Origin of the sequence: Pseudaeromonas sharmana (assembly GCF_042649925.1) — a bacterium.
GTDB lineage: Bacteria > Pseudomonadota > Gammaproteobacteria > Enterobacterales > Aeromonadaceae > Pseudaeromonas > Pseudaeromonas sharmana.
Map to the genome: position 1 here is coordinate 38678 of NZ_JBHSAF010000001.1, position 21363 is coordinate 60040.

19 protein-coding genes are annotated in these 21363 nt (G+C 58.5%); 14 read left to right on the plus strand and 5 right to left on the minus strand.

Annotation, left to right across the window (positions count from 1 at the left end):
- Positions 1–110 precede the first annotated feature (110 nt).
- Both ACFOSS_RS00200 and lpxL read right to left on the minus strand, forming a co-directional pair.
- A complete protein-coding gene (locus tag ACFOSS_RS00200; protein WP_377149679.1) occupies positions 111–1169 on the minus strand; it encodes a porin in 1059 nt (352 codons plus the stop codon).
- Between the two features lie 230 nt (positions 1170–1399).
- Positions 1400–2329: an LpxL/LpxP family Kdo(2)-lipid IV(A) lauroyl/palmitoleoyl acyltransferase gene (lpxL, locus tag ACFOSS_RS00205; RefSeq protein WP_377150632.1), complete on the minus strand. Its 930-nt coding sequence runs from the start codon at positions 2327–2329 to the stop codon at positions 1400–1402.
- 121 nt (positions 2330–2450) lie between these two features.
- Between lpxL and hldE the strand changes: the two genes are divergently transcribed.
- Positions 2451–3884, plus strand: coding sequence for a bifunctional D-glycero-beta-D-manno-heptose-7-phosphate kinase/D-glycero-beta-D-manno-heptose 1-phosphate adenylyltransferase HldE (gene hldE, locus ACFOSS_RS00210; protein WP_377149682.1), 1434 nt, complete (start codon positions 2451–2453; stop codon positions 3882–3884).
- A gap of 92 nt (positions 3885–3976) precedes the next feature.
- Here the strand turns inward: hldE and ACFOSS_RS00215 are convergent, their stop codons facing one another.
- Positions 3977–4423 carry a hypothetical protein gene (locus ACFOSS_RS00215; protein ID WP_377149684.1) on the minus strand — a complete coding sequence of 149 codons (447 nt, stop codon included), beginning with the start codon at positions 4421–4423 and terminating at the stop codon, positions 3977–3979.
- Positions 4424–4620: 197 nt separating this feature from the next.
- Positions 4621–5931 (minus strand): outer membrane channel protein TolC, encoded by a 1311-nt coding sequence (tolC, locus tag ACFOSS_RS00220; protein WP_377149686.1) that lies wholly within the window; start codon positions 5929–5931, stop codon positions 4621–4623.
- A 235-nt stretch (positions 5932–6166) separates the two neighbouring features.
- On the opposite strand from tolC, the gene nudF reads away from it, so the two are divergent.
- The 6 genes from nudF to ACFOSS_RS00250 all read left to right on the plus strand — a co-directional run bounded on the left by nudF (position 6167) and on the right by ACFOSS_RS00250 (position 11933).
- The gene (gene nudF, locus ACFOSS_RS00225; protein ID WP_377149688.1) at positions 6167–6808 is read left to right on the plus strand and encodes an ADP-ribose diphosphatase; all 642 of its coding nucleotides are present in this window, start codon (positions 6167–6169) and stop codon (positions 6806–6808) included.
- Between the two features lie 65 nt (positions 6809–6873).
- A complete protein-coding gene (locus ACFOSS_RS00230; RefSeq protein ID WP_377150633.1) occupies positions 6874–7248 on the plus strand; it encodes a DUF1249 domain-containing protein in 375 nt (124 codons plus the stop codon).
- Positions 7249–7268: 20 nt separating this feature from the next.
- Positions 7269–8093, plus strand: a complete 825-nt coding sequence (gene cpdA / locus ACFOSS_RS00235) for a 3',5'-cyclic-AMP phosphodiesterase (RefSeq protein WP_377149690.1) — start codon at positions 7269–7271, stop codon at positions 8091–8093.
- A complete protein-coding gene (locus ACFOSS_RS00240; protein WP_377149692.1) occupies positions 8093–8668 on the plus strand; it encodes a YqiA/YcfP family alpha/beta fold hydrolase in 576 nt (191 codons plus the stop codon). Before cpdA ends, ACFOSS_RS00240 begins: the two co-directional genes overlap by 1 nt.
- A 19-nt stretch (positions 8669–8687) precedes the next feature.
- Positions 8688–10580: a DNA topoisomerase IV subunit B gene (gene parE / locus ACFOSS_RS00245; RefSeq protein WP_377149694.1), complete on the plus strand. Its 1893-nt coding sequence runs from the start codon at positions 8688–8690 to the stop codon at positions 10578–10580.
- Between the two features lie 129 nt (positions 10581–10709).
- Positions 10710–11933 (plus strand): MFS transporter, encoded by a 1224-nt coding sequence (locus tag ACFOSS_RS00250; RefSeq protein ID WP_377149696.1) that lies wholly within the window; start codon positions 10710–10712, stop codon positions 11931–11933.
- A gap of 186 nt (positions 11934–12119) precedes the next feature.
- Here ACFOSS_RS00250 and ACFOSS_RS00255 read toward each other — a convergent pair whose 3' ends face one another.
- The gene (locus ACFOSS_RS00255; RefSeq protein WP_377149698.1) at positions 12120–12881 is read right to left on the minus strand and encodes a substrate-binding periplasmic protein; all 762 of its coding nucleotides are present in this window, start codon (positions 12879–12881) and stop codon (positions 12120–12122) included.
- A 154-nt stretch (positions 12882–13035) separates the two neighbouring features.
- Between ACFOSS_RS00255 and prfC the strand changes: the two genes are divergently transcribed.
- From prfC to ACFOSS_RS00290, 7 genes are all read left to right on the plus strand, one after another.
- A complete protein-coding gene (gene prfC / locus ACFOSS_RS00260) occupies positions 13036–14619 on the plus strand; it encodes a peptide chain release factor 3 (RefSeq protein ID WP_377149700.1) in 1584 nt (527 codons plus the stop codon).
- A 461-nt stretch (positions 14620–15080) separates the two neighbouring features.
- Positions 15081–16313, plus strand: a complete 1233-nt coding sequence (locus ACFOSS_RS00265; protein ID WP_377149705.1) for a NupC/NupG family nucleoside CNT transporter — start codon at positions 15081–15083, stop codon at positions 16311–16313.
- A 147-nt stretch (positions 16314–16460) separates the two neighbouring features.
- A complete protein-coding gene (locus ACFOSS_RS00270) occupies positions 16461–17276 on the plus strand; it encodes a TatD family hydrolase (protein WP_377149707.1) in 816 nt (271 codons plus the stop codon).
- A gap of 300 nt (positions 17277–17576) precedes the next feature.
- Entirely contained in the window at positions 17577–17741 is a 165-nt protein-coding gene (locus ACFOSS_RS00275) for a XapX domain-containing protein (RefSeq protein WP_377149709.1), read from the plus strand.
- Between the two features lie 179 nt (positions 17742–17920).
- Complete coding sequence (gene deoC / locus ACFOSS_RS00280) at positions 17921–18694, plus strand: deoxyribose-phosphate aldolase (protein WP_377149711.1); 774 nt, start codon at positions 17921–17923, stop codon at positions 18692–18694.
- Positions 18695–18715: 21 nt separating this feature from the next.
- Positions 18716–20056, plus strand: a complete 1341-nt coding sequence (deoA, locus tag ACFOSS_RS00285) for a thymidine phosphorylase (RefSeq protein ID WP_377149713.1) — start codon at positions 18716–18718, stop codon at positions 20054–20056.
- A gap of 47 nt (positions 20057–20103) precedes the next feature.
- Complete coding sequence (locus tag ACFOSS_RS00290) at positions 20104–21330, plus strand: phosphopentomutase (RefSeq protein WP_377149715.1); 1227 nt, start codon at positions 20104–20106, stop codon at positions 21328–21330.
- Positions 21331–21363 lie beyond the last annotated feature (33 nt).

Genomic DNA, 21363 nt, shown 5'->3' on the forward strand with positions numbered 1-21363 from the left:
AATCGGCATGGAATCCCTTTTGGCAATGCGCGAGTGTGCGAGCGATCGAATCTGGCGACCACCGACGAAAAAGCCGGCACGAGGGCCGGCTTTGTCAGGTGGGGTGACGGTTAGAAGTCGTAGCGCATGCCGACAGCCACCACATCATCGGTATTGATGCCATAGGTCTGGGTGAAGCTGTTGTCATCCAGCATGTTGATACGGTAGTCGACATAGCTTTGGAAGTTGTCATTGAAGTGATACGCGGCATTCACGCTGACGTATTCGTTAGCCTTGTCGTCAATGTTCTGGCTGGCATCCTTGACCTCGGAGCGGACATAGGCCAGGCCGGGGACAAACTTGTCGGCGACAGTGTACTGAACCACGGCCTCGTAACCCCGGCTCTTGTGGGCATAGCCATCACCGATTGCGTAATGGTCACGGCCCTCGGAATAGGTCGCGGCCGCATACAGGTTGTTAGCGTTATAGCGCACACCGACACCGGTCAGCTGGGCATCATCCTGACCGCCAAACGTGGCATTTTGCTTCTGATCGTCGGTCTTGCCGGCGCGGTTATAAACGGTGGCGATACTCAGACCGATGGGCGCGTCATAGGACAGACCGACGGCGTAACCGGCATCGCTTCCCAGCATCCATTTGCTGGTATCGTTGTTTTGCGGATCATTTTTCCCTGTGTATTGCAGGCCGAGTGTGACGCCGTTGTAGTTGAAGGCGTACTTGAACAGGCCGTTGGTACGACCGGTGCCAAAGACTTCGGTGCCTTTGCCGAGGCCATCGCCACCGAACTCTGGCAGTACGTCGGTATAGTCGTTAACCATGGAGAACAGGCCGTCCTGCCGGCCGTAAGTCAACTGACCGAAGGTCGCGTGGCGCAGGCCGGCATAACCCAGACGCAGCTCATCGTTGTCGCTGCCGGAGGTTGGGAGGTTGTATTCCACCTGGCCGATACCGCTCAACTCGCTGTTGATGGCGGTTTCACCTTTCAGGCCAAGACGGAAATAGCTCTGATCGCCGCTTAACTCGTCGTTGTCTGAACCGTAATACATGCCGGTAGCGCGACCATAGAGATCCAGTTTGCTGCCGTTCTGATCGTACACGGTGGCAGCAGAGGCGGTGCCCGCGACCAGCAGGGCGGGGATGGTCAGACAAAGGGTTGATGCTTTTTTCATGCTTGGTGTCCTCCAGAATGCGCGATGCCGGAAGCAGCCGGTCATCGCAGGTGGTGAGGTCACTCTAGCTAGTGAAAAGTAAACGGTAGTTCAACATCCCGGTCGTCTGGTGGGTGAAGCTTAACGGCGGCTAAACAAGAAAATGGAATAGATAACGCCTTGATTCATATTAACAAAGTTGTTAGCAGATGAGTGTCCTGGTAATGCGATGACACCGCCAGGACACTGGCTCAGTAGCGGCTGGGGCTTTGCTTGTCCGGTTGTGTCTTAAACCGGCGGTGTAACCACATGTATTGCTCGGGCGCTTGCCGGATGGCCCTTTCGATCACTTGGTTGCTCAGGGTGGCGTCGGCTATGTCGTCGCCGGTAGGGAAGTTAGCCAATGGCGCCTCAAGAACCAGACGATAGCCGGCATGTTCCGGCAGGCGCAGCGTGTAGCAGGGCATGACGCGGACGCCTTTCACGCGTGCCAAAGTGGCGGTTCCGGTGATGGTGGCACTGTCCTGCACGGCGAAGAACGGCACAAAGACACTGGCGTGGCGACCGTAGTCATGATCGGGGGCATACCACAAGGCTTCGCCTTGGCGCAGCGCCTTGATCATGCCTTTGACGTCACGCCGATCGAGCAGATATTTGTTGGAGCGGGTGCGTCCTCGCACCTGTGCAAATTCGAGTACCGGGTTGTCATTGGGACGATAAACGCCGACACCAGCCTGCAACAGGCCGAACATGCGCGCGTTCAACTCCAGCGTCAAAAAATGACAGGAGAGCAGCAGGATGCCATGACCGCCGGCCAATGCGGCGCGCAGATGTTCTTCGCCCTCAACCTGCATGAATTTTCGCATACGCTGGTCGGACCAGAACCAGGCCATCCCTGTTTCGAAGATGGCACAGCCCACACTCTCGAAGTTCTGTCGCAATAACACTGCCCGTGCCGGTTCATCCAGCTCCGGCATCGCCAGTTGCAGATTGCGCTGGGCAATCGCGACACGACGCGGTTGCAGGCGCATGCTGAAGCGTCCGAGCGCCTTGCCAAGGCGCATTTGCCAACCGTAGGGCAACTGGACTAGCAACCAGAGCAGGGCCTGACCTATCCAAAGTGGCCAATATTTAGGATGCAAGTAGGCGATGGTCAAGGGTGGGGTGTGTACAGGACCCATGGCAGTCGACTCCAGAGAGGGTAAAACGCCGAGCATGTTAGCAGAAGTCATGCCGTAGTGGCGAATCGACACCATTCTGTGTGCTAGAATGGCGACCAATTTGGTTGTCAGAGTAAACAAGATGAAGGTCTCACTGCCCGATTTTTCTCAAGCCCACGTATTGGTTGTGGGTGATGTGATGCTGGATCGCTACTGGTCTGGCTCAGCCAAACGGATTTCACCTGAGGCACCGGTGCCGGTTGTCAAGGTAGAGCACAATGAGGTGCGTCCCGGTGGGGCGGCTAACGTCGCGCTGAATATCGCCGCGCTGGGTGCCCACGCTGTGTTGTCAGGTTTTACCGGTGAGGATGAGGCGGCTGACCTGCTGGAGCAGGAGCTGACGGCGCTGGGGGTCGAGATGGCCTGTATCCAGTCCAGCGAGCGGCCGACTATCACCAAATTGCGGGTCATGAGTTGCAATCAACAACTGCTGCGGCTGGATTTTGAGGAGAGCTTCGCCGGTGTCGATGCTGCACCGTTGCTGGAGCAGATGAGACAGCGACTGAAACAATGCAAGTTGCTGATTCTATCGGACTATGCCAAAGGCGCGCTGCATGAGGTGCGCGACATGATCGCGTTGGCCAAAGACGCGGGTATTCCTGTGCTGGTCGATCCCAAAGGCACCGACTTTGCCAAGTACAGCGGTGCAACTTTGCTCACGCCCAATATGTCCGAATTCGAGGCGGTGGTCGGCAAGGTGATTGACGAGGCGGATCTGGTCGCCAAGGGCCAGGCGTTGATTGAACGTTATCAGTTGCAGGCATTGCTGGTGACGCGTTCCGAGCATGGCATGACCTTGCTGCAGCGAGGACAGCCTGAGCTGCACTTGCCCGCGCAGGCGCATGAAGTGTTTGATGTTACCGGGGCCGGGGATACGGTCATTGGCACCTTGGCTGCATCGCTGGCGGCAGGCATGACCTTGCCCCAGGCGTGTGCTTTGGCCAATACGGCCGCGGGAATCGTGGTCGGCAAACTGGGCACCTCCACGGTCAGTCCGCTGGAATTGGCGCAGGCGCTGCACATCGATGCCGATGCCGGTTTTGGTGTGTTAAGTGAGCAGCAACTGCTGGTTGCAGTCGACGCCGCCCGTCGTCGGGGGGAATCGATCGTGATGACTAACGGTTGTTTTGACATTCTGCATGCCGGGCATGTTTCCTACCTGCAACAGGCTCGCGAACTGGGCGATCGTTTGATCGTCGCCGTGAATGACGACGACTCGGTGCGCCGTTTGAAGGGGGAGGGACGGCCGGTGAATCCTGTCGATCGCCGCATGACGGTGCTGGCCGCATTAGGTGCCGTGGATTGGGTGGTGCCGTTCAGTGAGGATACCCCGCGCCGCCTGATCGCCAATGTCCTGCCGGATCTGCTGGTCAAAGGCGGTGACTATCAACCAGAACAGATCGCCGGCTATGAAGAAGTGGTGGCCAATGGCGGTGAAGTCCGGGTGTTGAATTTTGAAAACGGCTGTTCAACCAGTGCGATTATTCAAACCATCCGCGAGCGGGACGGCGACTGATAGCCCGCCGCGTTGGCACAAACAAACCAAGGCCGGTGTCATCGACACCGGCCTTTTTATTCGACTGAAGACGACTAAAAAAGGTGGGCTGGTCAGGCCGTCTTTTGCAACTCGTTCAATTGCCGATCCAGCATGATGTACAAGGCCAGAGCCAGACTATCTTCACCGAAGAAGCGTTTGATGCCTTCCAGATCTTCGACCGTGGCGGCTTCGTACTTTTTCTCTTCGTCATCAATCAGTGTCATGCGCTGGCAGACAAATTTATCGGTACGGGTCTGGAAGAGTTTCAAGTAGGCCAGACGGCGGTCATCCTTGTTATGCCGTTCCTCGACATTGCAGATTTGCCAGCCGACAAAACAGATGTCGCGGGCATTATCGCGACGGACCGTCTGCTCTTGTGGTTCGTCGTCTACCCCGCTGCACAGATCGCGACGTTCTTTGATGATGGCGTTGTGATGATCCTGCTCGGTAACATGATGCAGATTGCCAGAGGGTTGTCCCTGCCCAAACAGTTGTTTTGCCTTGTCCCACAAGCCCATATGTGCCTCCTTCAACAAGCACAAGCTTCAATAAAATGAATCGGTTGCATGAATGTTAACCGGTTACCAACCCCAGAAAACGCGATCAGGCTCCAAAGTGCGAAAAACACTCAACAAGATTGAGTAAAAATGCGAGCAAAGGCTTGAAAATAAGAAGGGCGCCATCGGCGCCCTGGGGAAGGAAGAGCGTGGCGGACTTAGCCTTTTGCCAGACCGCTGTTAACGTCGACCAGATCCTGTTCTTGCAAGGTTCCGGCAATCTGTTTGAGTTGTAATTGCTTGAGAATGAAGTTGTAGCGCGCCGCGGACAGCATCTGTTTGGCAGAATAGAGGTTCCGCGTTGCGTCCAGCAGATCGACGATGGTCCGGGTGCCTACTTCATATCCGGCGCGCGTGGCGGTTAACGCACTCTCCGCCGAGACTACGGATTGCTGATAGGCGTTAACCGAGCCGATGGCGGCCGTGACGTCGTTATAGCCACGATAGAGATCGGCTTGCACGCTGCGGTAGGTTTGTTCCAGACTCTCGCTGGCCGCCACGAAGTTGAACTGGGCTTGCTTGACTCGAGAGTCAATGGCACCACCGCTGTAGAGTGGCATATTGAACTGTACGCCGACATTCGCTGAATTCAGGGTACCATCTTCATAGCTGGCGCCGGTATTTTTGTAATCGGTGTAGGTTGAACCGAGGCTGGCAGTCAGATCCACCGTGGGTTCATGACCGGTCTTGGCCAAGTCAATCTGCTGTTTGGCAATGTCCTTGTTGATGCGTTGCAGATTCAAGGAGAGATTGCCATCTTCAGCTCGCTTCATCCAGACATCAGAACCGTCACTCAACGCCGCAGGACTGAAACGTTGGGTATCCAGAACATCCAGGGTTTTATATTCACTACCAGTCAGCTGACGCAGGCCTTCATAGCTGTTGGTCAGATTATTCTCGGCAGTAATGACATCGGCGGTGGCCAGATCATAGGCCGCCTGCGCTTCGTGTACGTCAGTAATGGCGGTCATGCCGACGTTATAACGTTGTTGGGTCTCTTCCAGTTGGCGCTTCAGCGCTTCCTGATTCGCCTTGACATATTCGAGAGTGTCCTTGGCTGAGAGCACGGCAAAATAGGCGTTGGCCGTACGCAGAATCAGCGACTGTTGCTCCAGGTTATAGTTGACGTCGCTCTGCGTTGCTTGTTTGGCTGTGATATCGCTGTTCAGCCAGTTGCTGCGACGGAACAGTGACTGGGACAAACCGATGGATGCTCCGGCCGAGCCCGCGGTTTTAACGTCGTTCTGGTTGGTTTTCAGATAATTGGCATCTGCGCCGAGGTTGATTTGTGGCAGGTTGGCGGCGTCAGTTTCGTTGATCTTCTCAAACGCCGCGTCGCGTTGTGCCTTGGCTTGTTGCAACTGAGGATCTTTTCCTTGCGCCTGTCGGTAAATGTCGAGCAGGTTCTCTGCGCTGGCGGCGTTGCTAAGGCCGAATATCACGAGGGCAGACAAGAATCGCATTTTCATAATCTTTTATTCTCCGTGAAGCCGCAGGGAGCCGATCTGCTGGTGGCCTGCAGGCCCTGTCGATGGCAACTCATGTTCTGAGTGTAACGAGTGTAAGAAAAAAACGCTGGGGTGCCATTAATATAGTGATTTTGTGGCAAAAAAAAACTGCCGTGACATGTGCCATTCATCACTTGTTAAGGTTACCCTTCCGAACTCATGCTGGCCGTTGGGCTGTTGTGTAACGGAGTCGCTCATGTCTGAAGTCTATTCTTTGCCTGAACCCCATTTCTCTGCTGCCGATGTCGAAATCCTGCAACAGGAGACCTGCTTCAAGGGGTTTTTCCGAATGAATCGCTATACCTTGCGCCATCGGCTATTTGCTGGCGGCTGGTCGGCGCCGCTCACCCGCGAATTGTTCGAGCGCGGTCATGCCGCCGCCATGCTGCCATATGACCCAAGCCAGGATACTGTCGTGCTGCTGGAGCAATTTCGAATCGGTGCCGTGGATGGCAAACGCTCGCCATGGCTGCTTGAGATGGTCGCCGGCATCATTGAGCCAGGTGAGGCGTCGGATGAAGTGATCGAACGCGAGGCGGCTGAGGAGGCGGGCCTGAGCATCGGACGCAGCCGTTTCGCGCTCAGCTATCTGGTCAGCCCCGGCGGGACCACAGAACGCATCGACGTATTTATCGGCGAGGTAGATAGCCGTCTGGCATCAGGCCTGCATGGCCTGGCGGAAGAGGGTGAAGACATCCGGGTGCATGTCGTCAGTCGTGAACAGGCGTATCGCTGGGTCGAGAGCGGCCGCATTGATAACGCGGCGACGGTCATCGCCTTGCAGTGGTTGCAGCTGCATCTGGATGAGGTGCGGCGTGACTGGGGAGTTTGCGCGTGATCACCGCGCGGCGCCGTCATGTACCAGATTTGGTCGATTTGCACCGAATTTGTGAAATTAACTACATGGGGCTAATGAAATTATTGCCGAAGCAGGCATTCGAGCAACAGGGATATTGCTTTTGTGCCGCAGACGGACTGAGGTTTACGTTACGCGTTCTCGAAGAGAGTCGCTTCACGACTTTGGTGGAGGTGTCACAAAATAACGAAAATTTGCCACATTATCTTCGCGCCTACCTGCAGGTTAGGTTGTATCATGATGCACGGATGGCCGAAGTGTGTGTCAGTCAGCAGATTTCACGCTTGCAGCCCAGTTATCATTATCCTAATGCGAAGATGCACCACAGGAATGAGAAAGAGCAGTGCAACCACTTCCTCGGTGAATGGTTACGCTTCTGTCTCGCCCATGGCTACGGTGCCTTTACCTTTGTTGTGGACTAAATACGAAAGAACTAGCCCCAGTGGACACCGTTACGCTTGCAGCCGGGGGCGGCGACCAACCGATTCGCCTGCTCCAGATCACGGACACTCATCTCTTTGCCCAGGCGGAGGGACAACTGCTGGGCATTCGTACCGCCGATAGCTTCCAGGCGGTTCTCGATGCTGTGCAGGCACAAAAGGCTGCGTTCGATTTGATTCTGGCGACGGGTGACTTGTCGCAGGATTACAGCACGGCCTCCTATTCCCGATTTGCCGATATGGTCCGTCCGTTGGGACGCCCGGTATTCTGGTTGCCGGGTAACCATGATGACGGCCCCCTGATGCGCCGTGTGATGCCGGACTTTGGTATCAGCCCGGCGCGGCAGGTATTGTTGCCAGGGTGGCAGATTCTGCTTCTGGATACCCAGGTCTATAGTGTGCCCCATGGCTGGCTGAAGCCGGAGCAAATGAGTTTCTTGGAGCAGTGTCTGAGCAGTGAGCCGGCGCGTTATAGTGTCATCTGTCTGCATCACAACACCTTTCCGGTCGGCAGTACCTGGCTGGACCAGCACGATTTGAAAAATGGCAGTGACCTGCTCGGATTGCTGGGACGTTTTCCAAACGCCCGCCTGGTGCTGTGCGGGCACGTACACCAGGAAACCGATCTGGAGCACAACGGGGTACGTTTTATTTCGTCGCCGTCCACCTGTATCCAGTTTGAACCCCTGAGCCGTGATTTTGGTCTCGATACCAAGGGGCCGGGGTGGCGTTATCTGCAGCTTTATCCGGACGGCCGCATCGAGACACAGGTTCATCGTCTGCCTGACGGGCATTTCGTGCCGGATGGTGCGGCGACCGGATATTGATGGCGACACTCATCTACCTGCACGGTTTCCAGTCATCAGGGCGCTCAGCCAAGGCCTGCCTGCTCGGGGAATATCTTTCCCGCCACCACCCTGGAATCACCTACCTGCGGCCGACATTGCCTGATACGCCGCTGCAAGCCTGGGACATGATTTGCCGCCTGATCGCCTCGGCATTACCGCAGGGGGAGGTGGGCCTGGTCGGCAGTTCGCTGGGAGGGTTCTGGAGTACCTGTGCCAGCGAGCGCTTTGGCTTGCAAGCCGTGGTGATCAATCCGGCGGTGCATCCGCAGTATTTGCTATCCCGGTTTTTGGGGCCCCAGATCAATCCTTATACCGGGGTTCACTATGCTTTGTTGCCGGAGCATATCCAGCAGTTGGCGTCGTTGGATGTGGCCACGTTGCAGCATCCCGAACGATTCTGGTTGCTGCAGCAACAGGGTGATGAGGTCCTCGATTATCGTCAGGCATGTGCCTACTACGCTGCGGGTCGTGTTACCCTCGAGGCCGGGGGTAATCACGCCTTCATCGGATTTGAGCATTACTGCCCGGAAATTGTAAGATTCTTCAACATTTAACTTCAGCAGAAGCCCCGACATGAGCAGCAGCAACTATCAGGCAGATGCCATTGAGGTCCTCAAGGGCCTCGAACCCGTGCGTCGTCGTCCCGGCATGTATACCGACACCAGCCGTCCGAACCATTTGGGACAAGAAGTCATCGACAACAGTGTCGACGAAGCGCTGGCCGGGCATGCGCGCAGCATTCAGGTCATCTTGCATGACGATCAGTCCCTTGAAGTCATTGATGATGGTCGAGGCATGCCAGTCGATATCCACCCGGAAGAGGGGGTGCCGGCCATTGAGCTGATCTTCTGCAAGCTGCATGCGGGCGGTAAATTCTCCGGCAAAAACTATCAGTTCTCTGGTGGGCTGCACGGGGTGGGCATCTCGGTGGTCAATGCGTTGTCGACCCGGGTCGAGGTCACGGTGAAACGTGACGGCCAGGTGTACGAGATGGCATTCGAGAATGGCGACAAGGCCAGCGAGTTGGCAATAACCGGCACCTGCGGCCGGCGGACGACCGGGACGCGAGTGCGTTTCTGGCCGGATGCCAGTTATTTCGATTCGCCCAAATTTGCTGTCAGCCGCCTGGTGCACCTGTTGAAGGCCAAGGCCGTGCTCTGCCCAGGCCTGACGATCAGCTTTACGGACAAGCAAAGTGGCGAGCAGCAGGAGTGGTGTTATCAAGATGGTCTACGCGATTACCTGACGGACACCCTCAAAGAGGTGGTGACGCTGCCTGACGCCCCGTTTACCGGCAGTCTCAGCGCTGAACATTCGGCAGTCGACTGGGCATTGTGCTGGTTGCCGGAGGGGGGGGAGAGCCTTTCTGAGTCGTACGTTAACCTGATCCCGACGATTCAGGGCGGCACCCATGTCAATGGCTTGCGCCAGGGATTGCTGGATGCGATGCGCGAGTTCTGCGAATTGCGCAATCTGTTACCGCGCGGCGTCAAACTGACCCCGGAGGACATCTGGGATCGCTGTGCCTACATTCTGTCGGTCAAGATCCAGGATCCGCAATTCGCCGGTCAGACCAAGGAGCGGCTGTCGTCTCGGCAGTGTGCGGCGTTTGTCTCCGGTGTTGTCAAAGATGCCTTCAGCTTGTGGCTGAACGCCAATATCGATGCCGGCACCCAGATTGCCGAATTGTGCATCAGCAGTGCCCAGCGGCGTTTGCGTGCGGCCAAAACGGTGGTGCGTAAAAAGGTCACCCAGGGCCCGGCACTGCCAGGCAAATTGACGGATTGTGCCTGTTCCGATCCGATGCAAGGCGAGTTGTTCCTCGTCGAAGGGGACTCGGCAGGGGGCAGCGCCAAGCAGGCTCGGGACCGGGAGTTTCAGGCCATCATGCCGCTGCGTGGCAAGATCCTGAATACCTGGGAGGTCGATGCGTCGGAGGTGTTGGCCTCCGATGAAGTGCATAACATCTCGATTGCCATCGGCCTGGATCCGGACTCTGACGATCTTTCCGATCTGCGTTACGGCAAGGTCTGCATTCTTGCTGACGCCGACTCTGACGGATTGCACATCGCCACCCTGCTGTGTGCGCTCTTCATGCGTCACTTCCGGCCGCTGGTGGAGCGCGGTCATGTCTATGTGGCCATGCCGCCGCTGTATCGTATCGACCTGGGTAAGGAGGTTTACTATGCCCTCGACGAAAGCGAGAAGGAGGGGGTGCTGGAGCGGCTGCGAGCCGAGAAGAAGCGCGGAACACCGCAGGTCACTCGCTTTAAAGGCCTGGGTGAGATGAACCCCAAACAGCTGCGCGAGACCACCATGGATCCGAACACGCGCCGGTTGGTGCAACTGACGCTGGATGAGACCGAGAGCACGTTGCAAATGATGGACATGCTGCTGGCGAAGAAGCGTTCTGCCGATCGTCGCGAGTGGCTCGAAACCAAGGGAAATCTTGCTGAGGTGTTGTAACGCGTCTTGACGTGAACCAGGCGCCCGGCCGACTAGCCGGGCGTATTTGTTTGTGGCGTGGTGAAGCTCGACAGCGGGGACATTTGGCGGTTTACTCTGCGCACAGTCGTTGTGTTTCGGGAGTAACCCGTGGCCGGTACACCCTGGTCGAGCATGTTTCGTTCGCTACAGACCACCAATTATCGTATTTGGGCGCTAGGCGCCCTGGTGTCGAATATCGGCACCTGGATGCAGCGTGCGGCGCAGGACTGGCTGGTGCTGACGCAACTGACCGACAACGATGCCGCTGCGGTCGGTATTGTGATGGCCCTGCAATTTGGCCCTCAGTTGCTGTTGTTACCCTGGACCGGGCTGATGGCCGACCGCGTGCCATTGCGTTCGCTGCTGATGTGGACTCAGGCACTCTCCGGGCTGCTGGCACTCGGGTTGGGGATACTGACCCTTGGCGGCTGGGTAGAACTGTGGCAGGTCTATCTGTTCGCCCTGTTGCTGGGTTGTGCCAGCGCATTTGATGCGCCAGCCCGGCAGATTTTTGTCGGTGAATTGGTCGCTGCGGCCGAGCTACCGAATGCCGTTTCCCTCAACTCGACCTCGTTCAATCTGGCGCGTCTGATTGGGCCTGCCGTGGCGGGGATGGTGATCGCCTCATTGGGCACTGGCTGGGCGTTTATCTGTAACGGCCTGTCGTTTATCGCTGTGCTGCTGTCACTCTGGGCGTTGAATCCGTCGCAACTGTATGTTCAGGCTCGCGCCTCGCGCCGGCACGGCGGGCTGCTGGAGGGATTTCAACTGGTCTGGCGGCGCGAGGATCTGCGGGCCATGTCGATGATGCTGTTTTTGATCGGCACCTTCGGCCTCAACTTCCCGATCTTCATCTCGACGATGGCGGTGCTGGCCTTCGATACCGATGCCAGCGGCTTTGGCTTGCTCTCCTCCGTCATGGCGTTAGGCACGGTAACGGGCGCCCTGCTGGCGGCGGGGCGAGAACGCTTGAGTTTTTCCCAGTTGATCATCTCGGCGGCTTGCTTTGGTGGCTGCTGTCTATTGGCTGCCCTGGCACCGGGTTATGGCTGGTTTGCACTTGCACTGGTTCCGGTCGGGATGGCGGCGGTGACATTCAATAATGCCAGTAACAGTCTGATGCAGTTGACCACGGCCGCCGAATTGCGTGGCCGCGTGATGGCCATCCGCATGGCGATCCTGATGGGTTGCACGCCGCTTGGCGCGCCGTTGTTGGGACATGTTGCCAACGCATGGGGCCCGCGCTGGGCATTGGGGGCGGCCGCCCTCTCCGGCGTGCTGGCGGCTGCCGTAGGACTGGGGTATCACCGGCGCCAGCGTCGGTCGCGGTAATCAGATAGTGAATCGGGTGCTAGCCGTTGCGGGTCAAACGTCGGCCGGGGGCTGGCTCTGAGGGCGCTGCGGCTGCTGTCGTGATTTATGCTCCGTCCGTTCGTCGCAGGCATGGCCTGACGGTCTGGAGCATGCTGCTTGACTCAGCCCCGAGCCGGCAGCCAGGATGATTCCGGCAGCGGCAGGTCATTCACTCACGCCGTAACGGGCCAGGATGCGGGCAAATTCGCCATTCGCGCGCAGCCGGGCCAAATTGCGGTTGAAACGATCGCGTATGCTTTGGCTACGAAAAGCAAAACAGTAGTCCGTGGGCGGGAACAGGTCATGCTTGACGAAGCGTTGGTTCACCTCATGACTCAGATACTGACCACTGCTGGCCGCGTCATGCAGATAATAATCAAAGATGCGGCGCTCCATGACGACGGCATCGATACGGCCGCGCAGCAGTTGCCGGACTTGCAGTGATTGTTTGGCTGTCTCGGCGTAATAGGGGGCGGCCGCGACGGCAGAGGTAAAATCACGGCCCAGGATCTCTCTTGCCCGCTGGAACGCCAATATTTTGAGCTGGCGAAGATCCGTTAGCCGTTGCAGGCTGCCGGCCGGCCAGCGCGTCTCGCTGGTGATCACCATGTTGCGAAAGGTCAGCACCGGCTGGCTGTAGTGTACGCCGTCTACCATGCCTGGGCGCAGGTTCAGCATACCGTCCAGCTCACCGCTCTCCAGCATCTGGAAACTACGGGCCAATGGCAGATAGAGCACCTGCAGGGGTTCAGGGGAGTCGACCAGCGCGGCGCGTAACAGCTCGATCTCGATGCCGCGATCTTCGTCGGCAATCACATAGGGGGGAATGGCAAAACTGACACCGATGCGCAACGCCGCCTGGGCCGCATTATCCAGCAGGCAGCCCAGAGCGAGTAGAGCGATGTGAAACCAGTGCCTTGTTGTCATTCTGCCCTGCCATCGGTCGTCGAGAGGCTCTGTCAGCATGGTAGCAGGTTTCTGCCGGTGGCGAAGCGCGTCATTTACTTGGGCAAAAACTGCCCTTGGGTTTATAATCCGCGGCCAAATTCCTTGAGTCATAGCCAGTTTACGGGACGGTTTCATGTCTGAGTTCCTGAACGAGGTCGGCAAGCGCCGCACCTTCGCCATCATTTCGCACCCCGATGCGGGTAAGACCACCATCACCGAGAAGGTGCTGCTGTTCGGAAACGCCATCCAGCGCGCCGGAACCGTCAAGGGCCGCGGCTCGGGCCAGCATGCCAAGTCGGACTGGATGGAGATGGAAAAGGAGCGGGGCATCTCGGTCACCACCTCGGTGATGCAGTTCCCCTATAACGACTGCCTGGTTAACCTGCTGGATACCCCGGGCCACGAAGACTTCTCCGAAGATACCTATCGTACGCTGACGGCGGTCGACTGCTGTCTGATGGTCATCGATGCGGCCAAGGGGGTTGAAGACCGGACCCGCAAGCTGATGGAGGTCACCCGTCTGCGCGACACGCCGATCCTGACGTTCATGAACAAGCTGGACCGTGAAATCCGCGATCCGATGGAGTTGCTGGACGAAGTCGAGAACGAACTGAAGATCCTCTGCGCCCCCATTACCTGGCCGATTGGCTGCGGCAAGTTGTTCAAGGGGGTGTACCACCTGTACAAGGACGAGATTTATCTGTATCAGTCCGGCCAGGGGCACACCATCCAGGAGAAGCGCATCATCAAGGGGCTGGATAATCCGGCGCTGGATCAGGCGGTGGGCGAGGATCTGATTGGCCAGTTGCGTGAGGAGCTGGAGCTGGTGCAGGGCGCCTCCCATCAGTTCGATCTGGAGGCGTTCCGTAACGGCGAGATGACGCCGGTGTTCTTCGGTACCGCGTTAGGCAACTTCGGCGTCGATCATATGCTCGATGGCCTGACCGAATGGGCGCCGTCGCCGATGCCGCGCACCACCGACAGCCGGACCGTCGCGGCTACTGAAGAGAAGTTTTCCGGCTTCGTGTTCAAGATCCAGGCAAACATGGATCCCAAGCACCGCGACCGCATCGCCTTCATGCGCGTGGTCTCCGGCAAGTATGAGAAGGGCATGAAGATGCGCCATGTGCGCCTCGGCAAGGACGTGAACATCTCCGATGCGGTGACCTTCATGGCCGGGGATCGCGAACAGGCCGAAGAGGCCTATCCGGGCGACATCATAGGTCTGCACAACCACGGTACCATCCAGATCGGTGACACCTTTACCCAGGGTGAAAACATGCGTTTCACCGGCATCCCGAACTTTGCTCCCGAGCTGTTCCGCCGCATTCGCCTGCGGGATCCGCTGAAACAGAAACAACTGCTCAAAGGCTTGGTACAGCTCTCCGAAGAGGGCGCGGTGCAGGTGTTCCGGCCGATCGAGAACAACGATCTGATCGTCGGTGCGGTCGGGGTGCTGCAGTTTGATGTCGTGGTCTCGCGGCTGAAGAGCGAGTACGGTGTCGAGGCGCTGTACGAGCCGATCAACGTCAGCACCGCCCGTTGGGTGGAATGCAAGGATCCGAAGAAGCTCGACGAGTTCGAACGCAAGTGTGCGTTGAACCTGGCGCTGGATGGTGGCGATAACCTCACCTATATCGCGCCCACCATGGTCAACCTGAACCTGACGATGGAGCGTCACCCGGATGTGGTGTTCCACAAGACGCGTGAGCACTGAGATCGGTATCTCGTTGGATAAGGCGGCCTGCGGGCCGCTTTTTCGTGGGCGCCGCTGTGATATTGGAGGAACGGATATCTATTTTCAATTACTCGCACCACGCAAATAATAAAAACGTTTTACATGTTGATTTGAATATAAATGCGGATTGTTCAGCGTCAGTTAAATATATTTTCAAATGCATCCATTTATAAATCTTTAATTAAGTCGCGCAATCGTTTTTATTTGTTTCGAAGTGTGTCTCTCGGGTTTCCATTTGCATCGAGCACAGAAAAACGTTTTTATCTCATTGTTTTAAAAGGTTTTGTTTTTTTCAGATCTCATTCCTTGAAAATAAAAACGTTTCTCCGGGAAAGTGGTGAAAAAACGAGTAATTAATGTGACAATGCGCCGCTTTTTTTGACCGGTGAATACTACTATTGGCCGCATCAATTCCCTCCTGCAAATAACAGGTTACACATATGGTCTATTTACACTTTGTTCTTGGCCTGGCGCTGGTGTTCGGTCTGGCCCTGCTGGGTAATATCAAGTCATGGCGTAGCGTCAAGGTTCGCTACGTGCTGCAACTGCTGGTCGTTGAACTGGCGCTCGCCTGGTTCATGCTCAATTCGCAAGTCGGGTTGGCGATTGTCGGCGGTTTTGCCGATGGGTTTGGCAAATTGCTGGAGTTTGCCGGCCAGGGCACCGACTTCGTGTTTGGTGGCTTGCTCAATGACGGCCAGTTCTCGTTCTTCCTCAAAGTACTGATGCCGATTGTCTTTATCTCGGTGCTGATTGGTATCTTGCAATATGTGCGTCTGTTGCCGCTGATCATCCGTGGTATCGGCAGTGTGCTGGCGCGCATTAACGGCATGGGCAAGCTGGAGTCGTTCAACGCGGTGAGCTCGATGATTGTCGGCCAGTCCGAGAATTTCATTGCCATCAAGAACATACTGCCGCACCTCAACGAGAAGCAGATGTACACGCTGGCCGCCACCGCGATGTCCACCGTGTCGATGTCGATCGTCGGGGCCTACATGCAGATGATTGAGCCGCGTTACGTGGTTGCCGCGCTGGTGCTCAACATGTTCAGCACCTTTATCGTGCTTAACATCCTGAACCCCTATCAGCCGGATGACAGCGTGACCCTGCAGAAGCCGGAATTGGATGCCAAGGACGCCGAGGCCCTGGCCGAGGGCGACCAGCACCATACGCCGGCACGCGAGAACTTCTTCGAAATGCTGGGCGAATACATCATGGCCGGGTTCAGCGTTGCGGTGATCGTCGGTGCCATGCTGATCGGCTTCATCAGTCTGATCGCCCTGATCAACTACCTGTTTACGGCGCTGTTTGGCATGAACTTCCAGACCGTGATGGGTTATCTGTTCTACCCGTTGGCCTGGGTGCTGGGCATTCCCGCCGCCGAAGCGATGCAGGCTGGCAGCATCATGGCCACCAAGCTGGTGACCAACGAGTTTGTTGCCATGATGGATCTGGGCAAGGTCAGCGCCGGTTTGTCAGCGCGTACGCTGGGCATGCTGTCGGTGTTCCTGGTCTCCTTTGCCAACTTCAGCTCCATCGGCATCATCGCCGGTGCGGTCAAGGCGCTGAACCCGGCCAAGGGCAACATGGTTTCCCGCTTCGGCCTGCGCCTGGTGTACGGCTCGACGCTGGTCAGCCTGCTGTCGGCGGTGATCGTCGGCGTCATGCTCTAGTTTTCAAGTCGAAATGACATTGTTAGCTGCTGTTCGGGCCCCGCGGGGCCCGCTTTTTTGCTCTTTTGCCGCGCGAAGAGGCGACGGTGGGCTGACAGTCGCGCGCACTGCGGTTAGCCTGAATGAGGTGGCTGCAGAGGAGGACCCGTGCTGACCGATACCCATGTTCACCTTGATTTGCAGGAGTATGCCGCAGATTTGTCCGCGGTACTGATGGCCAGCCGCGCTGCCGGCGTTGGCCGCTGGATCGTGCCGGCTGTGAGCGCGTCGGCCTGGCCATGGTTGACCCGCCTGCATTTGCAGCATCCCGGCTTGTTCTACGCACTCGGCTTACATCCCTGGTTTTTGGCCGAGGAATCGGACGCGTCACTGCAGCAGCTGGCCGACTGGCTTGAGCGCTTGCCGCCCGGGCTGGTGGCGATCGGCGAATGTGGACTCGACAGCAAGGTGACGGTGGCGATGGATCTGCAATGGCACTACCTGCAGGCGCAGGTCGCCCTGGCATGTCAGCATCGCTTGCCGTTGATCCTGCACAGCCGGGGAGGGCATGAGCCGTTGCTGGGGCTTCTGCGCCGGGTCCGGCCTCCTGCCGGCGGCGTGCTGCATGCGTTTTCCGGTTCGTTGCAGCAGGCCGAGCAATTCATCGAACTGGGGTTTGCGCTGGGCATCGGTGGTGTGATCACCTACCCGCGGGCGCAGAAGACGCGGCGCGCCGTGGCCGCACTGCCGGCGCAATGGCTGATTCTGGAAACCGATGGTCCGACGATGCCGCTCGCCGGCTATCAGGGGCAACGGAATACCCCGGAGCGGGTGGTGAATGTATTGGCCGAACTCGGTGCGTTGCGCGGAGAGGAGCCACAGCATTTGGCCGAGCAGATTGCATGCAATGTGTTGCGGCTGTTTCCGCGGTTGAGCCATGCATCTGACCCACAGGGTTCGCCAGTGCCGCACCTGGCAGGATAAACGTTTTCCAACGGGTGTCGGGCTCTCCGTTTGTATTTGATTCAGGATTTTGTCTTATCGTCGTGTTGTCGGACCGCTATAATTGCCAGAGCTGGCGCAGCGTTGACGCTTGGATTAGCGGCTTGTTGCGCAAAAGCGTTTGCCTTCTCAGCAGCGCATCGCCACCGGTTTTATGCTGTTCACCATCAGGATGTCACTGCCGTTTTACGGCGTGGCCAGCGCCACGGTTAGCACCGTGGCGTTGATGTTTTTACGGGGCTGAAAAGCGTTTGCGCGGCCCCAATGAGCCCGAGGTGAGGAATGAACGAAGTGTTGTTGTCGATGGGTGTGGGCGCCCTGGTGGGGGTGCTGTTTGCAGCACTGAAGTTGCCGATCCCGGCGCCGCCTGTGCTGTCAGGGGTGATGGGCATAGTCGGGGTATATCTCGGTGCTCAGGCCTGGAGTTATGTGGCCAGACTGTTTTGATGATAAAGACCGGGATGACAGGAGGTCGTCCCTGAGGCCCGCAGCCGCCGGTTGCGAGTGCTCGTTGCGGAACACACTCTGCATCTTCTGCCCGCGGGCTTGCGGATCCCCCGGCGGCAGGTAACGAGGCGACCCGAAAGGGTCATGATTTGACTCTCAATAGAGCTATGGAGCAACTGATGAGCGATATCCAGCAAGCGGCCCTGCGTGCCTTGAACCTGATGGACCTGACGACCCTGAACGATGACGATACCGATGCCCGTGTGATTGCGCTGTGTCATCAGGCCAAGAGCCCGGCCGGCTTGACCGCCGCAATCTGCATCTATCCGCGCTTTATCCCGATTGCCCGCAAGACGCTGCGCGAGATCGGTGCCGAACAGGTGCGCATTGCCACCGTGACCAACTTCCCCCATGGCAATGACGATATCGAGATCGCCGTGGCCGAGACCCGTGCCGCGGTGGCTTACGGTGCCGACGAGGTCGACGTCGTATTCCCGTACCGGGCCTTGATGTCCGGCAATGAAACAGTGGGTTCCGAGCTGGTGCGGCAGTGCAAGGCGGCATGTGGCGATGCGGTGCTGCTCAAGGTGATCATCGAGACCGGTGAACTGCAGAGTGAGGCCCTGATCCGCCGCGCCTCCGAGCTGGCGATTGCCGCCGGTGCCGACTTTATCAAGACCTCCACAGGCAAGGTGCCGGTGAATGCCACCCTGGAAGCGGCGCGCATCATGCTGGAGGTGATCAAGGCCACCGATAGCCGTGTCGGCTTCAAGCCGGCCGGTGGCGTGAAGAATGCCGAACAGGCGGCTGAATATCTGGATCTGGCCGCCTCGATCCTGGGGGATGATTGGGTCACTCCACGCACGTTCCGTTTCGGCGCCTCCAGTCTGTTGGCCAGCCTGCTGGCAACGCTGGGCCATGGTCCGGCACCGGTCACCGGCAGTGGTTACTGAGCCGCAGGCAGGAGACGCGATATGTTTCTGGCGCAAGAGATTATTCGCAAGAAACGCGATGGCCAGGTCCTCAGCGACGCCGAGATCCAGAGCTTCGTCCGTGGCATCGCTGACAACAGCGTCAGCGAGGGGCAGATCGCCGCGCTGGCGATGGCGATCTATTTCAACGACATGACGATGGCAGAGCGCATTGCGCTGACCTGCGCCATGCGTGACTCCGGTTGTGTCCTCGACTGGACGCCGCTGGGTCTCAATGGCCCGATTGTCGACAAGCACTCTACCGGTGGCGTCGGGGATGTCACGTCCCTGATGCTGGGCCCCATGGTGGCCGCCTGTGGTGGTGTGGTGCCGATGATCTCCGGGCGCGGCCTCGGGCATACCGGCGGCACGCTGGACAAGCTGGATGCCATCCCCGGCTACCGCACCGCTCCGGAGCTGACACTGTTTCATCGTACCGTGCAGTCGGTCGGTGTCGCCATCATAGGTCAGACTGGCGAGCTGGCTCCGGCCGACAAGCGCTTCTATGCCACGCGCGATGTGACGGCCACCGTCGAGTCGATTCCACTGATCACCGCCTCCATTCTGTCGAAGAAGCTGGCGGCCGGACTGCAGGCGCTGGTGATGGATGTCAAAGTTGGCAGTGGTGCCTTTATGCCGACGGCCGAGCGCTCGGCCGAGCTGGCACGCAGCATCGTTGCCGTCGCCAACGGCGCCGGTTGCCGCACCGCCGCGCTGTTGACGGACATGAACCAGCCGCTGGCCTCGAGCGCCGGTAATGGCCTGGAGGTGCGTGAAGCGGTGCGCTACCTGACCGGGGCCGAGCGCAACCCAAGGCTGCACGAGGTGACGATGGCGCTCAGCAGCGATCTGCTGGTGGCCGCCGGCTTGGCGCAGCATGAGGCCGAGGCGCGTCAGCGCTTGCAAGCCGCGCTCGACAGCGGGGCGGCAGCCGATCGCTTCGCGCGCATGGTGCTGGCGCTGGGTGGCCCGGCCGACTTTGTCGAACGCCATGAGGTCTACCTGCCGCAGGCCCCGCTGGTGCGCCCGATCTTGAGTGAGCGCAGTGGTTATGTCGCGGCGATGGATACCCGCGCCATTGGCATGGCCATCGTGGCGATGGGGGGCGGTCGCCGGCGCGCCGGTGATGCCATCGATTACCGCGTCGGCTTCAGTCAGTTCTGCCGGATCGGACAACAGATTGCGGCCGGCCAGCCGCTGGCCTGGGTGCATGCCCGCAGCGAGTCGGATTATCTGACGGCCGTTGGGGCGTTGCAGCAGGCTATCCGTCTGGATGAGACGGCGCCCGAGGCGCAACCCGAGGTGTACTGTCGTATCGGTGCGACCGATATTGACAAGAATTGATGGTGGGTGGCCGCGGCCGCCTATCTGCATGCAGTAAGGAGCGTGTAATGAAACGAACCTTTATTCTGATGATGGACTCTCTTGGCATCGGTGCCACGCCGGATGCTGACCGTTTCGGCGATAGTGGCGCCAATACGCTGGGGCACATTGCCGCTGAGTGTGCCGCGGGCCGTGCCGATAGCGGGCGTCATGGCGCCCTGTCCATCCCGAACCTGACCCGGCTCGGCCTGGCGCATGCCTGTGCCGAGGCGACCGGCAGCTTTCCTGCCGGCCTGGATGCCAGTGTGGTGCCGCAGGCGGCCTATGCCCATGCCCGTGAGCTCTCCTCCGGCAAGGATACGCCGTCGGGTCACTGGGAGATGGCGGGCTCCCCGGTGCTGTTTGACTGGGGCTATTTCAGCGCTCGCGAAAACAGCTTTCCGCAGGCCTTGCTCGACACGCTGGTTGCCAAGGCGCAGTTACCCGGGTATCTCGGCAACTGCCACTCGTCGGGTACCGTGATTCTCGACGAGCTGGGTGAGGAGCACATGCGCACCGGCAAGCCGATTTTTTATACCTCGGCCGACTCGGTATTCCAGATCGCCTGCCATGAGGAGACCTTCGGCCTCGAACGGCTGTATGCGTTGTGTGAACTGGCGCGAGCCGAACTTAACGCCGGTGGTTACAACATCGGACGGGTGATTGCCCGGCCGTTCGTTGGCAGTCGTCCGGGGGAATTTGCCCGCACCGGTAACCGCCACGATTATGCGGTCGAGCCGCCGATGCCGACGCTGCTGGATCGCATGAAGGCGGCGGGTGGGGAGGTGATCGCCATCGGCAAAATTTCTGATATCTATGCCGGTTGCGGTGTGACGCAGAAGGTCAAGGCGACAGGTCTGGATGCGCTGTGGCAGGCGACGATGGCGCAACAGGCGGCGGCGCCGGACCAGAGTATCGTCTTCACCAACTTTGTCGACTTTGACTCCAGCTATGGCCACAGACGTGATGTTGCGGGCTACGCTGCGGCGCTGGAGTTCTTCGACCAGCGTCTGCCGGTGTTCTTGGCAGCGCTGCAACCGGGGGATCTGGTGGTGGTGACGGCCGACCACGGTTGTGATCCGACCTGGCCGGGCACGGACCACACCCGTGAGCATGTGCCAGCGCTGTTTTTTGGCGCCATGGTCCAAGCCGGCTCGCTGGGCGCGTTCGATACCTTTGCCGATATCGGCCAGAGCATAGCGGCCTACCACGGCCTGCCGGCGCTCGAGTATGGCCGCGCGATCTGGGATCGCTAAGACGACGATAAAAATCTGGCCGCGCTCTGCCCG

What these genes read in the sequence shown, in the direction of transcription:
- deoA (WP_377149713.1), top strand. Translation starts at nt 18,716, where the DNA reads ATGTTTCTGGCGCAAGAGATTATTCGCAAGAAACGCGATGGCCAGGTC.
- ACFOSS_RS00275 (WP_377149709.1), top strand. Translation starts at nt 17,577, where the DNA reads ATGAACGAAGTGTTGTTGTCGATGGGTGTGGGCGCCCTGGTGGGGGTG.
- lpxL (WP_377150632.1), bottom strand. Translation starts at nt 2,329, where the DNA reads ATGGGTCCTGTACACACCCCACCCTTGACCATCGCCTACTTGCATCCT.
- ACFOSS_RS00240 (WP_377149692.1), top strand. Translation starts at nt 8,093, where the DNA reads ATGGCGACACTCATCTACCTGCACGGTTTCCAGTCATCAGGGCGCTCA.
- parE (WP_377149694.1), top strand. Translation starts at nt 8,688, where the DNA reads ATGAGCAGCAGCAACTATCAGGCAGATGCCATTGAGGTCCTCAAGGGC.
- ACFOSS_RS00265 (WP_377149705.1), top strand. Translation starts at nt 15,081, where the DNA reads ATGGTCTATTTACACTTTGTTCTTGGCCTGGCGCTGGTGTTCGGTCTG.
- ACFOSS_RS00255 (WP_377149698.1), bottom strand. Translation starts at nt 12,881, where the DNA reads ATGACAACAAGGCACTGGTTTCACATCGCTCTACTCGCTCTGGGCTGC.
- tolC (WP_377149686.1), bottom strand. Translation starts at nt 5,931, where the DNA reads ATGAAAATGCGATTCTTGTCTGCCCTCGTGATATTCGGCCTTAGCAAC.
- hldE (WP_377149682.1), top strand. Translation starts at nt 2,451, where the DNA reads ATGAAGGTCTCACTGCCCGATTTTTCTCAAGCCCACGTATTGGTTGTG.
- nudF (WP_377149688.1), top strand. Translation starts at nt 6,167, where the DNA reads ATGTCTGAAGTCTATTCTTTGCCTGAACCCCATTTCTCTGCTGCCGAT.
- ACFOSS_RS00230 (WP_377150633.1), top strand. Translation starts at nt 6,874, where the DNA reads ATGGGGCTAATGAAATTATTGCCGAAGCAGGCATTCGAGCAACAGGGA.
- deoC (WP_377149711.1), top strand. Translation starts at nt 17,921, where the DNA reads ATGAGCGATATCCAGCAAGCGGCCCTGCGTGCCTTGAACCTGATGGAC.
- ACFOSS_RS00200 (WP_377149679.1), bottom strand. Translation starts at nt 1,169, where the DNA reads ATGAAAAAAGCATCAACCCTTTGTCTGACCATCCCCGCCCTGCTGGTC.
- ACFOSS_RS00290 (WP_377149715.1), top strand. Translation starts at nt 20,104, where the DNA reads ATGAAACGAACCTTTATTCTGATGATGGACTCTCTTGGCATCGGTGCC.
- ACFOSS_RS00215 (WP_377149684.1), bottom strand. Translation starts at nt 4,423, where the DNA reads ATGGGCTTGTGGGACAAGGCAAAACAACTGTTTGGGCAGGGACAACCC.
- prfC (WP_377149700.1), top strand. Translation starts at nt 13,036, where the DNA reads ATGTCTGAGTTCCTGAACGAGGTCGGCAAGCGCCGCACCTTCGCCATC.